Origin of the sequence: Ruegeria sp. HKCCA4008 (genome assembly GCF_013033125.1) — a bacterium.
In the GTDB taxonomy this organism is placed as follows: domain Bacteria; phylum Pseudomonadota; class Alphaproteobacteria; order Rhodobacterales; family Rhodobacteraceae; genus Ruegeria.
On the sequence record NZ_WQDM01000009.1, the window covers coordinates 123,969 to 145,543 of the forward strand.

The 21,575-nt window shown below is 53.5% G+C and carries 22 protein-coding genes and 1 pseudogene; 16 read left to right on the forward strand and 7 right to left on the reverse strand.

The features are described 5' to 3' along the window. The first annotated feature begins 43 nt into the window (after nt 1-43). The 3 genes from GOW60_RS17750 to GOW60_RS17760 are packed head-to-tail and all read left to right on the forward strand — an operon-like array spanning nt 44 to nt 1,579. Nucleotides 44-547 (forward strand): aggregation factor core, encoded by a 504-nt coding sequence (locus GOW60_RS17750; RefSeq protein WP_171230313.1) that lies wholly within the window; start codon nt 44-46, stop codon nt 545-547. 13 nt (nt 548-560) lie between these two features. Further along, the gene (locus GOW60_RS17755; protein ID WP_171171727.1) at nt 561-1,013 is read left to right on the forward strand and encodes a TspO/MBR family protein; all 453 of its coding nucleotides are present in this window, start codon (nt 561-563) and stop codon (nt 1,011-1,013) included. Nucleotides 1,014-1,063: 50 nt separating this feature from the next. Then, the gene (locus tag GOW60_RS17760) at nt 1,064-1,579 is read left to right on the forward strand and encodes a CIA30 family protein (protein WP_254444015.1); all 516 of its coding nucleotides are present in this window, start codon (nt 1,064-1,066) and stop codon (nt 1,577-1,579) included. A gap of 106 nt (nt 1,580-1,685) precedes the next feature. On the opposite strand, the gene GOW60_RS17765 is transcribed toward GOW60_RS17760, so the two are convergent. Then, nucleotides 1,686-2,996, reverse strand: coding sequence for a phospholipase D family protein (locus GOW60_RS17765; RefSeq protein WP_254444016.1), 1,311 nt, complete (start codon nt 2,994-2,996; stop codon nt 1,686-1,688). A 481-nt stretch (nt 2,997-3,477) separates the two neighbouring features. Between GOW60_RS17765 and GOW60_RS21455 the strand changes: the two are divergent. Beyond that, a pseudogene (locus GOW60_RS21455) lies at nt 3,478-3,630 on the forward strand (adenylate/guanylate cyclase domain-containing protein); the annotation flags it as partial. Nucleotides 3,631-3,839: 209 nt separating this feature from the next. On the opposite strand, the gene GOW60_RS17775 reads toward GOW60_RS21455, so the two are convergent. The 4 genes from GOW60_RS17775 to GOW60_RS17790 all read right to left on the reverse strand — a co-directional run bounded on the left by GOW60_RS17775 (nt 3,840) and on the right by GOW60_RS17790 (nt 8,733). Beyond that, on the reverse strand, nt 3,840-5,777 hold the full coding sequence (locus tag GOW60_RS17775) for a DUF3604 domain-containing protein (protein ID WP_171230316.1): 1,938 nt from the start codon (nt 5,775-5,777) through the stop codon (nt 3,840-3,842). 165 nt (nt 5,778-5,942) lie between these two features. Next, nucleotides 5,943-6,620, reverse strand: coding sequence for a GntR family transcriptional regulator (locus GOW60_RS21460; protein WP_171230317.1), 678 nt, complete (start codon nt 6,618-6,620; stop codon nt 5,943-5,945). Further along, nucleotides 6,617-7,648 carry a Gfo/Idh/MocA family protein gene (locus tag GOW60_RS17785; RefSeq protein ID WP_171230318.1) on the reverse strand — a complete coding sequence of 344 codons (1,032 nt, stop codon included), beginning with the start codon at nt 7,646-7,648 and terminating at the stop codon, nt 6,617-6,619. The genes GOW60_RS21460 and GOW60_RS17785 overlap by 4 nt, the downstream gene beginning before the upstream one ends. Beyond that, entirely contained in the window at nt 7,645-8,733 is a 1,089-nt protein-coding gene (locus GOW60_RS17790) for an isocitrate/isopropylmalate dehydrogenase family protein (RefSeq protein ID WP_171230319.1), read from the reverse strand. Before GOW60_RS17790 ends, GOW60_RS17785 begins: the two co-directional genes overlap by 4 nt. A 136-nt stretch (nt 8,734-8,869) precedes the next feature. Here GOW60_RS17790 and GOW60_RS17795 point away from each other — a divergent pair, with 136 nt between their 5' ends. From GOW60_RS17795 to GOW60_RS17830, 8 genes are all read left to right on the forward strand, one after another. Continuing rightward, nucleotides 8,870-9,877: a tripartite tricarboxylate transporter substrate binding protein gene (locus GOW60_RS17795; protein WP_171230320.1), complete on the forward strand. Its 1,008-nt coding sequence runs from the start codon at nt 8,870-8,872 to the stop codon at nt 9,875-9,877. Between the two features lie 57 nt (nt 9,878-9,934). After that, on the forward strand, nt 9,935-10,684 hold the full coding sequence (locus tag GOW60_RS17800; RefSeq protein WP_171230321.1) for a hypothetical protein: 750 nt from the start codon (nt 9,935-9,937) through the stop codon (nt 10,682-10,684). 4 nt (nt 10,685-10,688) lie between these two features. Further along, nucleotides 10,689-12,200: a tripartite tricarboxylate transporter permease gene (locus GOW60_RS17805; RefSeq protein WP_171230322.1), complete on the forward strand. Its 1,512-nt coding sequence runs from the start codon at nt 10,689-10,691 to the stop codon at nt 12,198-12,200. Further along, a complete protein-coding gene (locus tag GOW60_RS17810; RefSeq protein WP_152456632.1) occupies nt 12,200-12,487 on the forward strand; it encodes a putative quinol monooxygenase in 288 nt (95 codons plus the stop codon). The genes GOW60_RS17805 and GOW60_RS17810 overlap by 1 nt, the downstream gene beginning before the upstream one ends. Further along, nucleotides 12,484-13,281, forward strand: coding sequence for an N-acyl homoserine lactonase family protein (locus GOW60_RS17815; protein WP_171230323.1), 798 nt, complete (start codon nt 12,484-12,486; stop codon nt 13,279-13,281). Before GOW60_RS17810 ends, GOW60_RS17815 begins: the two co-directional genes overlap by 4 nt. Beyond that, nucleotides 13,278-14,555: a 3-oxo-tetronate kinase gene (otnK, locus tag GOW60_RS17820; protein ID WP_171230324.1), complete on the forward strand. Its 1,278-nt coding sequence runs from the start codon at nt 13,278-13,280 to the stop codon at nt 14,553-14,555. The genes GOW60_RS17815 and otnK overlap by 4 nt, the downstream gene beginning before the upstream one ends. After that, nucleotides 14,552-15,193, forward strand: coding sequence for a 3-oxo-tetronate 4-phosphate decarboxylase (otnC, locus tag GOW60_RS17825; RefSeq protein ID WP_171230325.1), 642 nt, complete (start codon nt 14,552-14,554; stop codon nt 15,191-15,193). Before otnK ends, otnC begins: the two co-directional genes overlap by 4 nt. 725 nt (nt 15,194-15,918) lie before the next feature. Then, entirely contained in the window at nt 15,919-16,893 is a 975-nt protein-coding gene (locus GOW60_RS17830) for an adenylate/guanylate cyclase domain-containing protein (protein ID WP_171120681.1), read from the forward strand. Between the two features lie 239 nt (nt 16,894-17,132). On the opposite strand, the gene GOW60_RS17835 is transcribed toward GOW60_RS17830, so the two are convergent. Continuing rightward, a complete protein-coding gene (locus GOW60_RS17835) occupies nt 17,133-17,303 on the reverse strand; it encodes a hypothetical protein (protein ID WP_170791963.1) in 171 nt (56 codons plus the stop codon). Between the two features lie 259 nt (nt 17,304-17,562). Here GOW60_RS17835 and GOW60_RS17840 point away from each other — a divergent pair, with 259 nt between their 5' ends. The 4 genes from GOW60_RS17840 (at nt 17,563) to GOW60_RS17855 (ending at nt 20,751) form a co-directional block, all read left to right on the forward strand. Continuing rightward, nucleotides 17,563-18,063: a Dps family protein gene (locus GOW60_RS17840; protein ID WP_171230326.1), complete on the forward strand. Its 501-nt coding sequence runs from the start codon at nt 17,563-17,565 to the stop codon at nt 18,061-18,063. Nucleotides 18,064-18,113: 50 nt separating this feature from the next. Further along, complete coding sequence (locus GOW60_RS17845) at nt 18,114-18,398, forward strand: coiled coil domain-containing protein (protein WP_171230327.1); 285 nt, start codon at nt 18,114-18,116, stop codon at nt 18,396-18,398. 44 nt (nt 18,399-18,442) lie between these two features. Next, nucleotides 18,443-19,708 (forward strand): DUF2254 domain-containing protein, encoded by a 1,266-nt coding sequence (locus GOW60_RS17850; protein ID WP_171230328.1) that lies wholly within the window; start codon nt 18,443-18,445, stop codon nt 19,706-19,708. A gap of 314 nt (nt 19,709-20,022) precedes the next feature. Continuing rightward, nucleotides 20,023-20,751 carry an SDR family NAD(P)-dependent oxidoreductase gene (locus GOW60_RS17855; protein WP_171230329.1) on the forward strand — a complete coding sequence of 243 codons (729 nt, stop codon included), beginning with the start codon at nt 20,023-20,025 and terminating at the stop codon, nt 20,749-20,751. A gap of 49 nt (nt 20,752-20,800) precedes the next feature. Here GOW60_RS17855 and GOW60_RS17860 read toward each other — a convergent pair whose 3' ends face one another. Continuing rightward, entirely contained in the window at nt 20,801-21,556 is a 756-nt protein-coding gene (locus tag GOW60_RS17860; RefSeq protein WP_171230330.1) for an N-acyl homoserine lactonase family protein, read from the reverse strand. Between the last annotated feature and the right edge of the window lie 19 nt (nt 21,557-21,575).

Genomic DNA, 21,575 nt, shown 5'->3' on the forward strand with positions numbered 1-21,575 from the left:
GCCGAGGCGTATTTATCAAGTACCTCTTAACAAGGAGAAAAGAATGCTTCCACCCAGTATTATCGCTGCGACCCTTGGGTTTTTCGCAGCCACTTCGCTTCAAGCTGGTGTTCAAATTCGCTTCGTAGAGGGCGCACCAAAGGATCGTTTTGTTCTGACAAATGTCGGAACTTGCGACGTCGTAGCCTCGACCGTCAAAATTGACTTGTCGCAATCTGCCGGACGTTTGATTTTCGACGTTACCGAAAAAGGCGCGGGCGTGGAGGTTTTTCAACCTCTCGAATTCGTTGAAGGTGCTGACGCACTGCGTCAGCTTCCTTCGGTCGTGGACGGGCAAAATACAATTGAACTTGAGATCGCCTCCCTCGCGGCAGGGGAACAACTCGCTTTTACCATCGATGTAGATGACACCATTGGGCAACGCGAAATCACTGTTTCTGGGTCGGAGATCGAGGGCGCCATGGTGTCATATACTGTCTCGGATGAGACCAATACTGCGACCTTCTCTTCCGAAGCGTTCGTCAACGTGATGACCAAGGATTGCTGAGAGCTGCCCGGCAATGTCGAACTGGTTGATCCGCATAGCATTTCTTGCGCTCATGCTCGGAGGCGGCATCCTGATCGGGATACTAACCGCACCCGGTGATTGGTATGCGCAACTTTCTAAACCTGCTTTCAATCCACCAAATTGGATTTTTGGCCCGGTTTGGACGGCGCTTTATGTTTTGATCGCGATGGCGGGCTGGCGCCAGTTCGAAGCAGACCGGAGCTCGGCCGCCATGAAGTTGTGGTGGGCGCAGATGGGGCTGAACTTTTTGTGGTCACCAACCTTTTTCGTACTGCAAATGCCGTGGGTTGCCTTTGTGGTCATTGTTGCGTTGCTGGCTGTCATCTTCGTGTTCATCGCTCGGGTGAGGAACTCGGATCCAGTCTCCGCGCTGGCCTTCCTGCCGTATTGTGCATGGGTCGCATTTGCCACGGCGCTTAATCTTTCCATTGCGATACTGAATTGAGACGGAACAACATGCGTGCCAACTTCTTTGCGCTTTTTTCGGGGCTTGTTATGCTCGGATCTACAATGGCACAGGCTGATGAAAACCTTGCTGAGGACTTTTCCAAGTCTCCGGAGACGCGTTGGGACTATGTTGCGGACACAGTCATGGGAGGCGTCTCTTCAGGGCAAGTGCAGTTTCGTTTGGAAGGTGATGTCGCATTCGCGCGTCTGACCGGAACCGTCAGTACAAAAAACAACGGTGGCTTCATCCAGTTCCGACGCAAGTTGCCTGATCGGCCCGATGTTGGCGTATCGGGCGTAAGGCTGTTGGTCCGGGGTAACGGCGAGCACTACTTTGTTCACCTCAGGACACGTGGCACCGTGCTTCCTTGGCAATACTACCAGGCCGAGTTTCCAACTTCAGAAGACTGGACCGAAGTCTCTTTGCCTTTGTCAGCCTTCAAGGCTTCAGGTGCCATGTTGCGCGCTATTCCCGTCGCTGACGAAATCACCTCGGTTGGAGTTGTAGCCTATGGGCGCGATCACGAGGCCCGTGTGGATGTCAGCGAGATTGGGTTTTACTGAAGGTCGCCCGGGCGATGGCCAGAAATATGTCTGGGCGTCCCCCTTTCGGTGTAGCCGCGCCCCCCAAAAAAGGGCGACACGCCATCAGACTATTTGTCAAAAAGACCTAAAGCTGCGACCCAATTGGCAAAATACTTAGGAAACCGGAAACTATGTGATCCCAGGCTGATCCTGTCGGCTCGGATTCATATTCAAGGACGTTGCCATCATCATCTCTTGTCGTCCATTTAAGCTGGCCAGCTTGCTCGAGTGTGACATGATATGTGTATGCGGGCAGCACGTCGTCCAAGGCACCCATCGTCTGTGCAGTCAATGCTGGCGAGTCAATCAGAATTCCCATCTCGGTGTTGATGTTGACAGACCGGGGGTCCCAGTTGAACGACCCTACGAACAAGTATCGGTCATCAACCGCAAATGCCTTGGAGTGTAGGCCTGATCGCGATTGAGCCCAGTTAATCCCGCGGCGTTGAACTTGATAAGCGTCGGGTCGCAGTTCGTAGAGTTCTACTCCACCGCGTAAAAGTGCTCGGCGTTTTTTAGCGTAATGTGCGTAAACGGGTGCGACGTCGTTAGACGCAAGTGAATTGGTTACGACCTTTACGTCGACCCCGCGCTTCTCGAGTTCGGTCAGCCATTTCACGCCGTTGTTGCGCGGCACGAAATAGGCGGACACGATATTCACCTCACTGCGGGCATTTTCAAAATACGGAAGCAATTGAGACGCCAGAACGGGGTCTGAACTATCCAGACCCGCAGCTTTTGAAGGCGGATCGGCATATAGTTTTGCAGGCAGCCAATCCAGTGACAGGGCTCCATCTGCAAAGTTCTCTTGTGCTGACTTTCTGAGGGCGGCGCCGTACTGCGTTTGCTTCGCTTCTTCGACCAGTTCCTTCAACCTGCCTCGCGCATCGCTAAGGTCAAATTCTTCGGGTTCCCCAACGACCGCACGCGCCGGAACTGCGAACTCGCTGTTCCAGTAAGAGTCAAAGCTACGCGACACTTCGCGTACAACGGGGCCTGCGGCCAGCACATCCAAATCAGCGTAGTTCATTTCCTCCCGGGCCAGAAAGTACTCGGCACCGATGTTCCTTCCACCCACAATCGTGAACACATTGTCTGCCGTCATGGACTTGTTGTGCATTCTTCGATTGATGCGTTTGAAATCTGTGATACCCGCAATCAAAAGGCTCTGATCCCGCCAAAATGGATTGAATAGCCTGATCTCAATGTTTTTGTGATTGTCCAACGCGGCCGTCATCGCGTCATAGCTGGACGTGTCCATGTCATCCAGCAACAATCGGACACGAACACCCCGATCTGCTGCCTGCAAAAGACTGGCTGCAAAAAGGTGACCTGTTGGGTCGTTGTGTAGAAGGTAGTATTGCGCGTCTATCGTTCGCTCGGCAGCAGCCGCCAACAGCAGCCGTGAAACAAGCGCTTCTTCTCCATCACTGATCAGCTTGATGCCTGACCGACCGTCTTTGGGGTCCCCAAGGCGATCGGCCGCCTGGCCCAGAGCCGTGCCCGAATTCGCCGGCAGCGCAGCCGATGCTGTCTTTTCATATGTACGGGATTTTGGAGCGCAAGCGACAAGAAACAGCGCGCAACAAACCCCAATCACGAACTTCCATTGCGCCATAGGTTTCCTCCAACCGTATGCCCTAGGTGACTACGCCGGACCATGCGATGGCAAGTTTGTTCTATGACGCCTGAGGTTGTTTCGTTTGTAAGTGTTGATTTCGCATACCAGCAATGGCGGAATTGTCAGTCTGATGCCGGGCGACGGTTTCGGAGTTCCGCAGCCGCCGCCGAACTTGGCGCAAAGCTCAGGGTAGGAAGGGCATGAAATGCATAACATGATTGAGATGTAAGTTCACGAGCGGCGCTCAGAAGGGAAAAGTGACCTGAAAATCAGCATCGGAATAGCGACTGGCGAAGTCGTCGCGGGCTATGCCGGTACAGATAATCGGGCGACGTATACTTGTATCGGATCGACCGTAAACCTTGCTGCTTACCTTGGGACAGAGACGCAGAAAACCGGAAGCCTTTAATTGATTGATCAAGAAGTCTTCGATCTGTCGGTGGCGGCATATGTGTTGGACACATTTGGTGGAACCATGATCAAGGGTTTCTCCGATCCATTCGGCATCCATGCGCTATGACCAATCGAGCGACCTCATAAAAAGGCTGAAATACTTGAAGTATTCGACGCAAGATATGAGGGCCTAAAGCGAAAAGCAGAACAGTCAGCAAGTTCGGACTATTGGTCAGGTGCGTACCAAATTGGCGAAGTGTATGCGCGTTCCTGCGCTGTCAATGGGACATTGTCTGGCATTTGAATTCCAAACTTAACGGCATCATACGCCGTCCAGCGGGGTGTCGGAATTTCGATAACTCGGGCGTAGTAAAATGCGCTTTCTGACGGATCAAAGTCGGGATCCTGCCACACGGTTCCTAACTCAGAAGCACCTATCGTGTTGGTCCACGAGGGGATTGAAAGGTTAACTGTGGTGCCTACGGATGGCAGCTTACCAGCGGCATCTGGTTCGCGGGAACCGGACCAGGCCACATCGTAGACTTTTTCCCGTTGCTCTCCATCTGCATCTAACCAACCCTTTATGATCTGGATTCGATCCAAGTTTGCTCCCATCGGATCACGAAGCGCGTATACCAGAAAAGTAGGAGAGCCTTCCCCAGGGCCAAGATCGCCACCCATCGGCACACCTTTGGTGTATCCCACAAGCGCCAAGTCCCGCCGCAAGGCATCCTCTTCGGTAAAAGTATATCCACCGAACATACGGACGCGCATTCGGGGACCTGTTGTTGCGTAAGTTTCACGCCGATGCATCGCATCCCAGATGGCTGTGCGGGAATTCTCCTCGGCCCATACTGCTGTCAGACCGCCGGTAATATATTGCGACGACCGCAGCGCAACAGTCCCGTCAGCATACGTCTTGCTGACATGTTGGCTCCGTTCTTCGCTGGGCTCGTAGCCGGTAAATTTTCCGAAGAAATTGTCGTTGTCAGGGGCGGTCAAACCTGTGTGCGTGTCACTGGCCCCACCCAAACCAAACTTGAAAGGGTTCACCCCAAGAAATTTTTGAAGCGACAGGCCGCGAAGCAACCCGGATCGGGCATATTCGCCGGGCAACATATCCGCCTCTTTTCGAACCGAAGCGTCAAGGTTACCGAAGTCCCACGTTTCGAAGTCAGCAAATTCATCGTCAGGTGAAAGGAACGGGTGGGCCTCACCGTCCCCCTTTATCTGGGTTGATTCATATAGCCTTTCCCATTTGTTTCGCGCTTCTGCATATGCGGGATCTAACGGCACCCCGTCTGCGAAATCGTCAACGAGCGGGAACATCCAGCCGTTCGATAAGTTTCCATTGTGCGGAATAGCAAGCACACGCCCGCCGGTTGTTTGCTCATAGTTTTCCAACCACTTCCAAAGATCACGAGGGTTTGGTGAACCTACCGGGGGCGTCGTTGTATAAGGCAGTATCTGCCTTGTGAGCTCAGGGCCGTCGCGAAATATCACGTTTCGGTGCAAATTGTTCCCTGCAACCAGAGATGTCCATTCATAGGCTATGAAGGTGCTGAACACGCCGGGGTCATTGTACTCCTCCGCGGCATCAATAATGTCGTCCCAAACACGGGCGTAAGCGGGATTGCCGGGTTGATAGTTCAGCGCAGGGGAAACCTGTCCTTGAGCAAATGCCGCGGTAAGCTCAAGCGCAGCTGCCAAGGCGGCTTCCCCACCTTTGTTGAATTCCTCGTGGAAATATCTGCCTTGCTCATCCGCCAGGATGTTGGGTGCACCCCCAATGATGTCGGTGATTGCTCCCATCGCATCCGAATGGTCTGTAATCATGAAGAAATCGAGAGGTATCGAAAGTTTTACTGGTTGACCCGTGTTAGAAATCACCTCTTCGCCACGCGCAAACCGATAAGCATCTCGCGGCATGAGGCGTGTCCCGCCGCCGCCAGCGTCCCCGGAAAGTCCAGTATGAACGTGGGTGTCTCCAAAATAGACTTGAGTTGGATACGCGCGCTCAGCGTAAGGTGAATAAGGGCGACCAGAAGGTCCAGAAAGCCCAGACGGGTTTATTGCATCCTGAGCAAGGACTGGGTTCCCCAAAATGAGAGCGACGGGCAAAACATAGCGAAACAACTTTTCCTCCATAATTGGAGGCATCATAACACAACTCCGGTACGGAGTATTTCCGGCCGAGAATAAATGTCTTCTACACTTGAGGAGTAGACCCTTCGTGAACTTCACCAAATGGCTGCAACGAGCCGGGCGCAGCAAATTATCCCGTGGTGCTAGCGATTTAATGAATTTTCGAAGAGCCGTCCAAGTGGTTCAAAGGCTTTTGAGCCGATGCTTCTCGAGTATCCCACAAAGCATAGTCTTGGCTTGGAGCCTGTGTTCTCGATGGCGTTCACGCGCGACATCCGGCCGACCTTCACTTATCGCTTGGAAAACAACACGATGATCCTCATTGGATTTGACTGGTAGCGGCCTGATAAACAGTGTCGTTGCGCGTGCGCGACGAACCTGATCGCTCATCATGGCCACAATCGCTTCGACCCGTTTGTTGCCACCTAAACGCACGAGTTCCTGATGAAACAGCTCATCGGCCTCGGCCCAGGCTTCAAGGTCTTCGGCTTCGATGGCTTGGTCCATCTTTGCAATTGATCCGGCGAGTACCGCCAATTCATCTTCTGAGTAACCCGCTTCGGCGGCACGCTGTGCTGCGAGACTCTCGAGTTCCGTCAATATGTCGTAAATTTCACGCATATCATCTGATGAAACAGGCAGTATCCGCACGCCCTTCCGGGGCCGCATTTCCAGCAAACCCTTACTTTCCAACATCAGCGCAGCTTCCCGTATCGGGGTGCGGGACATGCCAAGGGTCTCGGCAAGTTCCGATTCCAGATGATCAGTTCCGGCAGCAAGTTCGCCGGATAGGATCATCCGCCGCAAATCCCTTACAGCGCGTTGTGTATTGGAAAGAGTTTTTGCGTCCTGATCCTTCACGGCGTCTCCAGGTTGATCTTCCGACCCTCCGCAGCCGAGAGATAGATTTTCTCTTCTATGCGGATCACATCCAAATATTCTCGGGCCGTGTTTTCCAGCGGCGTGCCCCGTAGAAGGCCCGAAATGACGTGACTTTGCAAGGCGTGGACGCAGTCTCCTCCAAATCCATCGTGATCGCTCGGAGGTAGAATCTGCTGTCGCTCCTGTTTTCCAAAAGCGCGGAGTTCAACTGAACCGTCGCCGTTAAGAACCAGCGATCCCGTCGTTCCTTCAATAAGCGCTTCGCCCATGGTTTGGCGCAGGCTTTCGGCACTGTGATCAAGGCACCTGTTCCCGTCGAACAGAGCTTTCAAGCCGTTGGGGTGATCAAACAAGATGTAACCTGCGTCCTCGCCTGCGATAACGGGGTTCACTCGACGCAGGTCGGCATAAACCGCGCTGGGCGCCCCGAACAAAAAACGGAACGTGTCTACCCAGTGAACCGCTGTTTCATGAACGAGGAAACGCGGCATGTCCTGAAAGTAGGGCTGCCGGTCCAGATAGGCGCGTGGTCCCTGTCCGTCACCGGGCCGAAGCCGGAAAGTCGCTTGTAGAGGCGTTCCAATTCGACCTTCAGCCATCGCTTCCTTGATTGCGCGGTACCAAGGCTGGAAGCGAAAGTTCTCGTGTACAACAATAGTTGCGCCAACCTCTTCTGCTTCGGAAACAACCTCCTCCGCTTCACCCAGAGACAAGCAGAATGGCTTTTGGCAGATCAGCCACTTGATACCAAACCGCAGTGCCGTGCGGATGGCCTCGGCCTGCGCCACAGGTGGAAGGATGATGTCCACGAGATCCGGTTCTTCTGCCTCCAACATTTTCGACAGATCATCATAAGCCGCCAGCCCTGTTTCCCTCGCTTTTTTGATATCACGGTTGCAGGATGCAACTGGAACAGCGCCAGGCATTCTTGACCAGCTTTCGTAGTGGAACTTGCTGAAGTATCCCGCACCTACACACGCGACCCGAATGGCTTCTTTAGTACTCATGCCGGCAATGCTTCCAATACCGCTGAGGCCGCTTCCTGAGTTCCAGCTTTGCCGCCCAAGTCTCGCGTCAGGCTTTGACCGTTCGCCACTACCTTTTCCACGGCCTCGCGCAATCGAGCGCCGTCGCTGGACAGTTCCGGGTGATCATGGGTCAAACCCAACCATTCAAGCATCATTGCCGCGGACAGGAACATTGCAAAAGGGTTGGCAACACCCTGTCCCGCAATGTCCGGAGCGGAGCCGTGGCAGGGTTGGAACACGGCGTGGTTCAATCCGATATCTGCTGAAGGAGCCAGTCCAAGACCGCCCATAAGACCTGCACCAAGGTCAGAGAGGATATCTCCGAACATGTTCTCAGTTACCAAAACATCGAATTCCCAAGGCTTCTGGACCATCCAGAGGGCGGTCGCATCAACATAAGCATGGTCTGCTTGTAAATCGGGATGGCGTGCGGCCTCGGCGTCAAAGATTGATCTGAAGAATGCAAAGGCGCGGAATACATTGGCTTTGTCGACACAGGTTACTCGTCCCGGGCCGCGACCGGACGCCTTGCGGTTGTTGGCGAGATCAAACGCAAAGCGGAATAGCTTTTCGGATACCTCGCGGGTGATCAGCAGGGTTTCACGCGCCTCATCTTCCGTGACTTCGCCCGTTCCTTGGGTGAAGAACAACCCTTCGGTGCTTTCACGAATCAAGACAAAGTCGATCTCTTTTCCGGGAGGCAGCGCCAAGGGGGTCATTTGTCCGCTGCTTACCTTTACCGGACGCACGCCAGCAAAAAGGCCAAGCTGCTTTCGCAGGTCTATCTGAGGAGAAATCTCGGTTCCGTCAGGATATCGAACATCCGGTAAACCCATTGCTGACAGCAGAATCGCGTCGGCCTTGCGTGCAGTTTCGAGTGATCCTGTTGGGAAAGACTCTCCAGTTTTGGCGTAGTGGCCTGCGCCTGCTGGTGCGTCTGTAAACGCCAGGTCGTAGGTGGGATTGCCGCGCGAGAGATGGCGCAAAATTTCAAGCGTAGGCGCCATAATTTCCGGGCCGATCCCGTCCCCGTGGAAAACCGCGATATCGTAAGTCTTTTTCATTTTGGCCCGCTTCCTTCCCGTGTTGCATTCATAGCGCGATAGCAGCTTCCACTACAGCCCGTTGACAATGCATTCTTTAATGTATACGCAAATAAATGCAACAAAAAACGCAAAGTTGTTTTGGGAGGACTTGGAAATGAAACTAAAGCTAGGGCGGTTAGCGGCCGCAGCCGTGATGGCGACCGGGATCGCAGGGGCAACTGCCGCGCAGGATTATCCCTATCGTGATATCACCACAGCTGTGGTCTGGGGGGCCGGTGGTGGCACGGACACGATCAACCGAATGATCATGGCCGAGATGGAAAAACACCTTCCGGTTTCGATCAATGTGATCAATCAAACAGGTGGGATCGCAGGCTCCAACGGCATGGTCTACGTCATGAACCAACCAGACGATGGCTACACGTTGGTTGGTCTGTCTGAATCGAATGTCACGGCCGCTGTGCAGGGGGGGTGGGACAAGAAATTTGATTTTTGGTATCCGTTTATTGTCGGCGGATCGCCTGATCTGATCTCGGTTCCAGCGGACAGCCCTTACAATACGCTGGAAGAACTGGTCGACGCTGCCAAAGCTGCTCCGGGTACTATTCCAGCAGCGGCTTCCGGTGCAGGTTCGATCCACCACTTGAACCTTCTGGCCATCGAAAAAGGGTCCGGTGCAGAATTCAAATTTGTTCCATACAAAGGCTCAGCACCCGGGCAGGAAGCGGCGATAGCGGGTGAAGTTGCGTTGGTTGTGACTTCACTGGCTGAACAGGCCCCATTGATCGAGGGTGGCCAATTGAAACCGCTTGCGATGTTGACGCCCGAAGATGCGCAGATTGCTGGCACAACAGTGCCATCTGCCTTTGGCATCTACGACGGGCTCGACCAGTATCTGCCGCTCAAACAGGCCATCGGGTTTGCAGTTCACAGTTCAGCCGGAGATGACGTAAAGGCTGCGCTTGGCGATGCGTTCGAGCAGGCGATTGCGTCCGACACCGTCGCTGAATGGGCTGCGGCAAACAAATACGATGTCGGCGGTCAGCACGGCGAAGAAGCTCAAGAATTGTTTGCGAACCTTGAGGCTACCTTTGCCTATACCTTGCAGGACCTTGGTGCTGCCACTGTAGATCCGGCCTCGCTGGGTATCGAGAAGCCCTAATCCGATCAATTTTGAAAGGGCGCGTTCGATCGCGCCCTTTCCTGAAGGAGGCAGGCCATGGACAAACCTGACGAAACACTGATCCTGCGGACGCGCGATTTTTGGGCAGCGATTGCTCTTATCACAGTGTCCGTCTTTTTCCTTTGGAAGACATTGGACATTCCACTTTGGGGTGAAAACCGCGCCGGTGTAAGTGGATCGGACTGGTACAACTCGGCTGCAATTGTACCGCTGTTCATCTTCGGCGGGTTACTTGTCCTTTCCTTCGTTTTGCTGGCTATTTCGGTCCGTTCGGGCGGAGCTCAAAACGCGTTCAGTGCCTTGGGGATTGGATGGGATAAGTGCGAAGCCTACCGTGCTTCAACAATAGGCCTGATCCTTCTTGCATATGTCGTCGGACTGGTTCCCAGAGTGGACTTCATTCTGTGCTCTGGGTTGCTGATCACGGCTTTGACTTACGGCTACTACGGGGGTCATGCGCGGCGTGCTTTGGTGGCCTGTGTCGCAGTTGTCGCTGCCGGTTTGTTTGCGTTCGCCGTGTTTCCTGCTCAGGCGGATTGGAATGAACACGGTGATGATTGGTTTACATTGGCCGTTTGGGTCACGCTTACACTTGTGGTGTTGACCAAAGCGGTTACTGAACGCGTTTTGCGGTTCGTTCCAGTGGTGGCGATACTTGCCCCGCTCATCCTTGTAAGCGCGATGGCCTTTGTATTCCGGCAGAACGTGCCCGCGCGCGGCGGGCTGATCTTCAAGCAAATCGAATACCACTATTACGTGACGCTTCATCCTCTATGGAAAGATTGATCGGATGGACTTTATCCTTTCGCAACTGGCTGGATTTGGGGCCGCTTTCGTGGGCCTGGCAGTGGACCCGCTGACCTATCTGTACTTGGTCGCGTCCGTATTCCTAGGCATCGCATTTGGAGCATTGCCGGGACTTACGGCAACCCTGGCCGTGACGATCCTGACGGGATTCTTCGGCAACAAGATCCCATTGGACTATTCACTCATCGCATTGCTCGGCGCCTATGTGGGCGCGATTTACGGCGGCTCTTACCCCTCAATTCTATTGAATATACCGGGCACAGCAGCCAGCGCGGCGACGGCCATGGATGGCTATCCTCTGGCCAAAGCGGGTCGAGGGGGCGAAGCATTAGGGCTCACCACGACGGCCAGTTTCATTGGCACAGTAATCGGGACCATCACGCTTTTGATTTTCGTCTGGGCGCTGCTTTTGGTTTCAAAGAACATCGCAAGCCCGGAGAAAGCACTGCTGGCCCTGTTCGGCATTCTGCTTTCTGGCACTTTGATGAGCGAAGACCTGGTGATCAAGGGATGGATCGCTGGTCTGATCGGGCTTGCGATGTCCATGGTGGGGCTTGACCCTCTGTTGTCTGAACCACGCTATACTTTCGGCTGGTCTTACCTGATGAGCGGATTTCAGGTCGTGCCAGTTTTGATGGGGGCCTTTGCCATTCCCCAAATCATTGACGGTTTGAGGCACGTTGAGGCCGGGAAAGTTCTGGCCCTGAAAGGCCGTATTGTTCCAAACCTTCGCTCTATTCGGCGCTACCTACCGACCATTGGCCGGTCAGGAGTGATCGGAACCGGGGTAGGAGCACTTCCCGGAGTGGGCGAAGACGTCGCCGGTTGGGTCAGCTACGGTGTTGGCAAGACCGTATCTGCCGAGGGCGACAAATACGGAAAAGGCTCTTTGGAAGGTCTGTTGTGCTCTGAGACTGCAAACAATGCCTGTATTGGTGGTGCTCTGATCCCGCTTTTGGTGTTGGGTATTCCCGGTTCTCCACCCGCCGCCGCCTTGATGGGGGCTTTTAAGATCAACAACGTAATCCCCGGCCCGACGATTGATCCGGAGATCATTCTGCGCGTGGTTGCAATACTTGTGCTGGCATCCCTGACAATGTTCCTGATGGGGCTTTTCACGGCTCGGGTATTTATCAAGATACTCGCCATCCCGCAGACCATCTTCTTGCCCGTCGTTATGGTTCTGACAACAATTGGGTCTTTCAGCGTTGGTGGCGGCATCAATGATCTCTACCTTATGCTTGGTGTGGGTGCCGTTGCCTATTTCATGAACCTGATGAAATACCCAATCGCGCCGTTGGTTATCGGTGTTATTCTGGGAAGCCTGTTTGACGAAACCTTCCGCCGGTCGCTGTTCTTGTCGGACGGGGATCTTTCGGTCTTCTTTTCACGACCCGGTGCGACCATTCTGCTGCTGCTCAACATTGGTTTGATCCTCAGCCAACTGCCTGTCGCAAAGCGCGCTTTCTCACGTCTGAAAGGAATTTCTGTCTGATGTTTGCGGTTACTGTCACCTTCACTCTCAAGCCCGGTACGAGAGACACCTTTTTACCGCTGATGGTCGAAAACGCTTCAACCTCTTTGCGTGAAGAACCCGGATGCCATCAGTTTGACGTTTGCCTCGGTGACGATCCCGAGACAGTGTTCCTCTACGAGGTTTATGAGGACGCTGCCGCGTTCGGCGTTCACCTCGAAAGCCCGCATTTCAAGTCCTTCGATGCTGCGGTGGCTGATATGATAGAAGCCAAAGCTGTTCACCAGTATTCCGAGGTCATCCGATGAACGATTGGGAAATCCACGCCGTCAAATATGCAGATCGCAATGCCCGCACTCGGCGCGATAGCTTCATCTTGGATGACAATCACGACGCGCCTCATGCGATGGATTATTTCGTTTGGGTGCTCAAACGCGGCGACAAAGTCATTCTGGTCGATACTGGTTACGATAGCGGCGAGGCCACTGCCCGGGGTCGTCCCATCGCGATGGACCCTCGCGAGGCTTTGCGGCCCTTAGGTATTTCGCCCGAAGCGGTGACCGATGTCATCGTGACCCATCTTCATTATGACCACGCGGGGGGACTGCATATGTTCCCTAACGCGAAGTTGCATATGCAATCGGCGGAAATGGCCTTCGCCACGGGCCCCTGTATGTGCCACGATCATCTGCGTGCGCCTTTCTCGGCGGGCCATATTTGCGAGGTCGTAAAGCGTCTCTATTCAGGCCACGTCATATTCTACGACGGAGAAGCCGAGATAGCTGATGGGGTCACGGTGCACTGCATCGGGGGGCATTCGCGCGGGTTGCAATGCGTTCGGGTAAGGACGTCAGGCGGGTGGATGGTACTCGCCTCAGATGCCTCGCATTACTACGAGAATTTCATGGCGCGCAAAGCTTTTCCCATCGTCGTCGACCTGCAGGACATGATGGATGGTTTCGAGACGCTCGAGAGGTTGGCTTCGCATCCTCGACTCATAGTGCCCGGCCACGATCCACTTGTGCGCGAGGTTTATCCCGTCGGAGCAGCACCGCATATCCATAGGTTGGATCCAGGGCCGACGAGGGACATCAAATTATGAAGATCGGCGTCATAGCGGACGACTTCACTGGTGCGAGTGATATTGCGAACACCTTGGCAAAGGGCGTTGAGCCGGAAGGTGGGTTACGAACGGCTCAGTTTACAGGCATTCCAACTACCCCGGCGGACGAGGCGATCGAAGCGGGTGTGATCTCTCTCAAAAGCCGCACTGCACCCGTCGATGAAGCCATTGCAGATAGCGTGCGCGCCCTGCGCTGGCTCGCGGATCAAGGATGCGGTCAGTTCATTTTCAAGTATTGCTCGACCTTCGATTCCACGTTGGCGGGAAACATCGGCCCCGTTGCGGAAGCGTTGGCCAATGAACTGAGTGCGCAAAAGGTGGTTTTCTGTCCGGCCTTTCCCACCACGGGGCGTACCGTCTATCAGGGACATCTTTTTGTGCACGGCAAGCTGTTGCACGAGTCTGGGATGGAAAATCACCCTCTTACTCCGATGACGGATGCAAACATCCGGCGATGGTTGCAGCGTCAGACCGAAGAAGCGGTCGGGTTGGTGCCCATTGACGCCGTGAAGCAAGGATCCGAGGCGATTGCTGCTGCTTTGAAGAGCGCCGACGAACGATTTGTGATTGGCGATGCGATTTCGGATGAAGATTTGTTGGCCTGGGGCGAAACTCTAAAGGATGCCAAGCTCATTACTGGGGGATCGGGCATAGCACTGGGGTTACCAAGAAACTTCTTGAGAGGGACTTCACCCAAAAGTGCTGGCAGTGTGTTCCCGGGTATCACGGGGCCCGAGGCGATCCTTGCGGGGTCTTGCTCAGGCGCTACCCGTGAGCAGATCGATGTTCATGCGAGTTCTCATCCGACCTTCGCAATTGATGTTCCGGGCGTCATTTCCGGGGATGTGACCACGCAAACGCTTTTGGAATTCTTTGAAACGCACTTGGGTCAGGCGCCGCTCGCATATTCGTCGGGAAACCCGGAAGATGTTCGCGCGATCCAAAACCAATTTGGTCAGGAAGAAGTAGCGGAAAAGCTGGACAATCTCTTTGCAGACACCGCGCGAGAACTTGTCCTGACGGGGTGCAAGCGATTGGTGGTGGCAGGAGGGGAGACGTCGGGCGCTGTCGCCAAAGCCGTGTCTGCGGCACTGGGGTCTCCTGCCATGTCGGTTGGGCCAGAGATTGACCCGGGCGTGCCGGTCCTGAGCGTTGGAAAAACCGAACCCATCGCGCTGGCGTTGAAGTCTGGAAACTTTGGCGCTCCGAACTTCTTTTTGAAGGCTCTCAGAATGATGGAGGCAGGCACATGAAATCTGAAGAATTGGTATTGCGGCAGCAGATGTCGGAGTTATGTGCCTCGCTGTTTGAGCGTGGATTTTCCGTCGGCACTGCGGGCAATGTCTCCGCACGTCTACACGACGGTATCCTAATGACGCCAACCAACTCAACTTTAGGAGATATCAACCCCGAGCGCATCGCCAAGATTGATTTAAATGGAAACCACGTCTCTGGCGACAAGCCGACCAAAGAGGTTTTTCTGCATCAGGCCTTTTATGAGACTCGACCAGAAGCGGGCGCGGTGGTTCATTTGCACTCGACCTGGGCCACCGCCCTGTCGTGTCTGGAAGACATCAACCCAGATGATTGTATTCCTCCGTTGACGCCGTACGTGGTGATGCGCGTCGGCACGGTCAAACTAGTTCCATACGTCAAGCCGGGTGATCCGAAATCTGGTGACCTGATCCGCGAACTGAGCGGTAAATACAGTGCTGTACTGTTGGCCAACCACGGACCCGTAGTCTCGGGAAAGGATCTGTTCTCAGCAGTTTGTGCAGCAGAAGAGTTGGAAGAAACGGCCAAATTGCTCGTGACACTGCGGGGTATGCCAACCCGAACGTTGGATGCAGAACAAGTCGCAGAACTCAAAGAGACATTCGGAGGGGTTTAATCCGACGCCAAATACTGACTGTGCAGACTTTTGGGCAAATCGGGCAGGGCTATGGGCGTTAAACTTGAGTATAATGAACGAAATCTATGGCAAGAAAGCCGCGTTTTGAGGCACTTAAACCCGGTGTGGCTTATCAATTGCGGGCGTTCTTTGCTGGCCGAATGCAAATACTGCACCGGACTCTGACAAACGCTTATGCTCTCAATGTCTCATTTCTCACGGGTGACCGGGACTTCAGTTTAGATGACAAAAATTAGATTTCCGCGGAGCGTGCGGTTCAAATACAGGGGTGTTTTTGATGAACTGTGGGCGGAACTTGCGGCCTAGCTGCTTCTTCAGCCGCCGGTTCTAAGAATCCAAAGCACGCAGCTTCTCGTCGGACAGTTCCATGCCGCCATACTTCGATTTGTATTTGTGGAAGGTGCTCTGGCTGATCCCAAAGTGCTTGTAAACATCCCCGTCTTCTCGCAGGCTTCTTGTTCGCTGATCATCTGAATGATCTGTTCGCCAGTGAATCTCACTTTCACTTGTCCGTCCTTAAGTTGACCAGACTCTACGCAAAACTGGAGGAGATTTACGGGCTCAGGTCATGTCCTGAAGAGCCACAAAAGTCTTGATCTGACCAAATCCCGGCGGCAGCATTGACCTGCGTCGTTCGAAAAATGGGGATACCGTTTGCAAGGCCTTCTTAGTCTCTTCCCATGTAGCGTCTCGGGTTGCTTGCGATGATACGTTCCTCACCTGAACTGCTGGCAGTTTCCAGGCGTTGGTACAAGATTCTCAGAACCAAGAAGAATACTGAGGAATTGCGGAACTTTCTGTCGAAAGCAGAAGAACTTCGGTTCGTTGGAACCGGCGAAGGCGAGTATTGGAGCGGGCAAGCCGTTCGTGATGGGGTTAGCGGCTTTTTTGCGGAAATCCCGGCACCGGTCGTTTTCGAAGAAATTGAAGCGGAAGCCTTCGAAAACGGAGAAACGGGATGGTCATCCTTTGTCCATAAGATTCAGTTTGTCGGCTTTGACGAAGCCGTCTTCTATCGCACCGTCCTGATTTTTGTCCTGGAGGGAGCGGCCTGGAAGATCATCAATCGCCACGCTTCAGTACCCACTCCGAATATTGAACTTGTGGGTAAGGAACAGCTGGCCATCCAAAAACTGATTGATGCCGCACGCGATGAAGGGCCCGAGCTGACCCAAACCGAAGGTTTAGCTTCGGTACTTTTCACTGATGTGGAGGGCAGTACGGCATTGGCAGAGGCGTTGGGTGATCAGCGTTGGTCGGTGCTGATCGAAAACCATTTCCGGGTCTTGTCGGCGATCATTGAAAAGCATCATGGCCAGTTCGTAAAATCGCTTGGAGACGGAACGTTGTCTGTCTTTCCGTCTGCGAAAGAGGCATTAGCGGCTGCCATCAAAATTCAGAAGGCTATTGCATCGGTTTCAGAAGAGCCGTTTTTCGGTATTCGTATTGGAATTCACACTGGCGATGTCGTGCAATCACGTGGAGATTTTTTCGGTACCGTGGTCAACAAGGCGTCACGCATTACAACGGCTGGTGTGGCAGGTGAAATACTCGTTTCAGATGTGACCCGCGCCATGGTTGCCGGACAGACCGGTTTTTCGTTTTCCGGCCTAGAACCAAGATTGCTCAAAGGTCTCCGTGGCCACCACGTACTGTATCGGCTCCAGTGGAATAACTGAGCGTTGACTTTAACTTAACCCGACAAGTCGAATGGTTCCCTCGCGAAGCAGGTGGGTACAAAGCACTGTGTTGCACAGTACAGAAAATCGCCAAAATACTCCGGTGGATTGCGGCTATCGCCCTACTGTCACGTGTGTAGTATGCAACAAGATCAGCATACAATTTCTCGCGCGCCGGAACGTTCGGTTGGTTCAGTGTCACGTCCTTCCAAAGACGAAATGCGCTGTGGATGCTTCTATCACTCGTCCACAACACGAAACTCACCGGAAGGCGCGTCAGTAGGTGGTTCTTCGAACTCATTGGAAATCAGACCGCGACGGATAAGTTCACGAATGGCGGCCGCTCTGGATGGCAGTCTGTTCTCGAACCGCCAATCATCGATGGCCTTAAGCTCTTCGAGGTCGAGCATTAGTTGCAGTTTTTCAGTGCGCTTTGGTGGTCGATTTTGATCAGACACTGGCATGACCTCAGTAGCTTACGTCAGTTACTCCAAGCATGTATGGCAATGGGCCTGTGTGTCTACATCAATGTTGGCATGTTGGGCTGGATACCCATGATCATGAAGCGCCCCATTATGCGTGGCATACCTATAATAAGTATATGATTTCATTTGAAATTAACCATTTTCTCCCTAGTTTCTACTCTGTAAGAAACGAAATGGAGTGAAAATGATACAGCAAGTTTTGAAGTCTGAAGTTCAGGAAGAAACGAACGATACAGGCATCGACAAAAATGCGTGGATCGCCAACGCGGTGACGGAAATACTGGCCGATACAATGATCCTGATGGTGAAAACGCAAGGCACACATTGGAACGTCGTCGGCCCGCTATTCCTGCCGATCCATGAGCTTACAGAGCGTCAGTATCGTGACCTGTTTGAGGCCACTGATGAATTGGCCGAGCGCGTGCGCGCGTTGGGTCAGGTGGCACCGATTTCGTTCACTGACATGGTTAGCCAGGCAAAGTTGACCGAAGAAGAAACGGTCAAAGACGCAGAAGGTATGATCAAGCAGTTGGTTGCAGACCATGAAGCGATCGCCCGAAACCTGCGTGAGACTGCCGCGACCGCCGCCCGTTATGGCGATGGGGCTACAGAGGATCTGATGAACGCCAGGATGGCGAAGCATGAAGAAGCAGTCTGGATGCTCAAGGCGATTGTTGCGGCCTAGTGGGCGGCTCCCGTCGATCTGAACCACCGTTTGAGAAGAAAGGAAAACTCATGACACGTGTTGGGTACGAGAAAAAGGCACAGCTGCAACTGGATAGTTGGAATGCCCAGATTGATGTTCTTGAAGCCAAGCTGAAAGTGGCGGAAGCGGATGCCAAGATCGAGCTCGAGGAACAACTCAGCAAGCTCTACAAGGTAAAGTCTGACGCAGAAGCTCAGCTGAAAGAGTTGAAGTCGACCAGCGACGAGGCCTGGGAAGACGTCAAAGAGGGCTACGAGGCTGCATGGAATGACATGCAGAGTGCTTTGAAAAAAGCGGCCGACCGGTTCGCGTAAAGCAGAGTTCGTCAAGAAAGCGCGCGTTGTGAATGGGGACTGGAATGCAAACACCCAGAGAATTAGTGAGATATTTTCGCGGATTCCTAACCATCCCTGCCGCCATAAGTCTTTCAGGTCTTGTGGTGGCTGGGATTGTCTTCAAGACCGAGCAAGCGCTTGTGAAGTGGGGTTGGTCCGCTTCCGATTGGCTCAGCGTTTCGAATCGCACTGCGAGCGATGTACTGAGCGCAATCTCGGCAGCGTCCATGTCCGCATTGGTCATGGTCTATTCCATTGTTCTTCTGGTCTACACCTTGGCAGCTGGATCTATTGGCCCCAGGCTCTTGCAACGCTTTGGCGAAGACAGGGTAAACCAGGTTGCAGTTGGTTCACTTGGAGCAACGTTTTTGTACAGCTTGATGATCTTGTGGTTGGTACGCGATGACACATCCGTGAACCTAGCCGTGGTGGTTGGCATAATCTATTCGATCGTCTCAGTACTATTGCTGCTGCTCTTCGTCCATACAGTATCGACGCGCGTAACCATTGATCAGGAGGCGGCGCGGATTTCTGAAGCTTTGGATGGTCAAGTGAGCACCGCGATCGAAAACAGTGCAGATATTCCATCTTCAGAGGCAATCCCCGAGGAGGGAGACAAGCGCCCGGTCCCGGCTTCGGGAACTGGTTATGTAAACTCGATCAACACCGAAGAACTGGTGCGTGCGGCCAAACAAGCAGGAGCAGTCGTCGTTTTTGATGTGCAGCCTGGTGACTTTATGGTTCCATCGGACATTTTGGCCAATGTTCATGGTGATATTGATGAGAGCCTCAATGATCTGGTGCAAGCGGCAGCTCCGTTGATCCCCGCGCGAGACCCTAACGGAGATATCCGTTTTTCTGTCCATCTTCTCGTTGAAATCGCACTTCGGGCATTATCGCCGGGTGTCAACGACACGTTCACCGCAATTGTCTGCATCGACCGTCTATCGGCCTCTCTGGCCCGTGCGTGGTCGTCCAAGCTCTGCACGGGTGTGTATCGAGATGACGACGGAGCCGTGCGGGTGGTTTACCCATCCATCACGGCAGAGTCATTGTTTCACGACTCGATGCCAGCTCTAAGACGCGCCGCTCGGGGCAATGGCCTCGTGACGGCCGCCCTTATTCGAGCTTTGGTTCGCATTGCTGAAGCGGCTCCAGAAAAGGAAGCGCGGGCTATTGTAGATGAACTAACCGCAGTCAGAGATGAGACCCGAGAAAGCGATATGCTGGAGCGCGATATTGATAAGTTTTGTGGTCAAATCGAAACTGCAATGCGAGGGCTTAGTTAAACTTCCCTTACGCGCGTAGTCCCGTTCTGCCGGGGAGAAGTGCTTGGGCCATCCGCAGTGATATCGAGACGTACTTGAGTGCCGGGCTTGCCTTCAAGTTAAAAAAAGACGGCATGCAGGTGATGAAGGCAGACGGCAGTTTTGACTGCCAAGCAGCTAAAAAGCAGATAGCAGGGAATGACCACATAAAGCCCAAAACGGGCGGGCACTGAATTCAAGCAGAATTGACTTTCCCAGCTTTCAGATAAAAGGGTTGTGAGTTTCCTTCTTTAATTCGAAGTACCCCAATTCATGCCAAGGTGGGAGGAGTTGCTATGAAAACAGCGGTTGTGACTGGCGCCGCGGGAGGGATGGGGAAGGCCATCTGCCGCCAATTGCGGGCAGATGGGTTCCACGTCGTTGGACTGGACCTTAATGAAGAGGGTCTGGGCGAACTGGCAACTGAATTTGGCCGAGATTTCAAGTCGATCTCCGTTGACCTAACGGATTCCATGGCTATCGCTCAGACGTTTGATGGCATTAAGTCAGCGCACGGCGGTCTGGATGCTTTGGTAAACAACGCGGGCACCTGCTTCATGTCCGACTTCCCGCACATTCCGCCCGAGGAACTCGAAAAACAGATGGCAATCAACTTTAACTCTGCGTTCCATTGTTGCCAGCAGGCGGTTCAGTTGATGTTGGAACGCGAAGGCATCAAAAAGATTGTAAATATCTCTTCGAACGGAGCTTACAATTTCGATGTTTTCGACCCTCCGCACTACCGGGCGTCAAAGGCTGCTATGGATACCCTTACGAAAGACCTTGCCCGTCGATACGCAAACGAAAAAATCTGTGTGAATTCGCTGGCACCTGCCATGACCGCGACACCTTTGTTCAATGTCTTGACCGAGGAAGTCTTGGAGAAAGCCGTTAGTGCCATGCCGCATGGTCGCGCGATGCTACCCGAGCAAATCGCCTCTTGGGTCAGTTTTCTCATTTCGCCGGCCGGTGATGTTTCCAGCGGGAACGTGATTATTCTGAATCAAGGGCGCGACGTCAGATAACTGTCAGGCGCGACATCACTTTTCGGGAAAAGTGAGCCATAGGTTGGGATCAACGGTAGACTTCTGGTGCTTTCTTCAGAACGGGCCACTGCTTGGGACAATGCCCATAGATTACAAAGGCATCTCGTTCGGATGCTATACGCATCAACCTGTCTGCGCTGGCAATTGCGGCATCTTCGTCCCACGAGCCGGCAAACTTCTCGTCGATTTCTGCCGGTCGGGATATTGCATCACTCGTTAACAAAATTGCACCCGAAGGAAGATCGACCATTACTGCGATCTGGCCAGGCGCATGACCGGGTGAGGCCAAAACGAAGATGCCCGGCCCAATCTCTACGTCGCCATCAACCAAGAGATAATCCTGATCGGGCCATTCCAAAGGCCGTATATCGCCCCAATACAATGGGCGAGGCAAGGCTCGCTCCGCGGAAGAGATAAGAATTGGACTGCTTGGAAAGTCGGCCAATGCGCCGATATGGTCGATATGAGTGTGCGTACAAATCTGCAATGTGATGTCTGACGGAGTCAGTCCGAGTTTTGCCAGTTGTGCGCGTGGCAGATTGTCTGGTTCACACTTCAGGACCTCGCCGAACTCGTCCAATCGATCTTCTTTGACTGCGGCGTCGGTATCGGTCGCGTATTTTTCAGGAAACCCAGTGTCGATGAGTATTGCTTCTCCTAAGTCCGTCCGGATCAGAAACCCGCAGATCCCAATAATGCGGCCGGTGGAATGGACCTTGAACAGCCCGTAGTCCAAAACTGCCAAGTCACTCGGTCGCCCTTTGACAAATCCTTCTGCTTGCACAGACTCTCTCCCTGGTTGA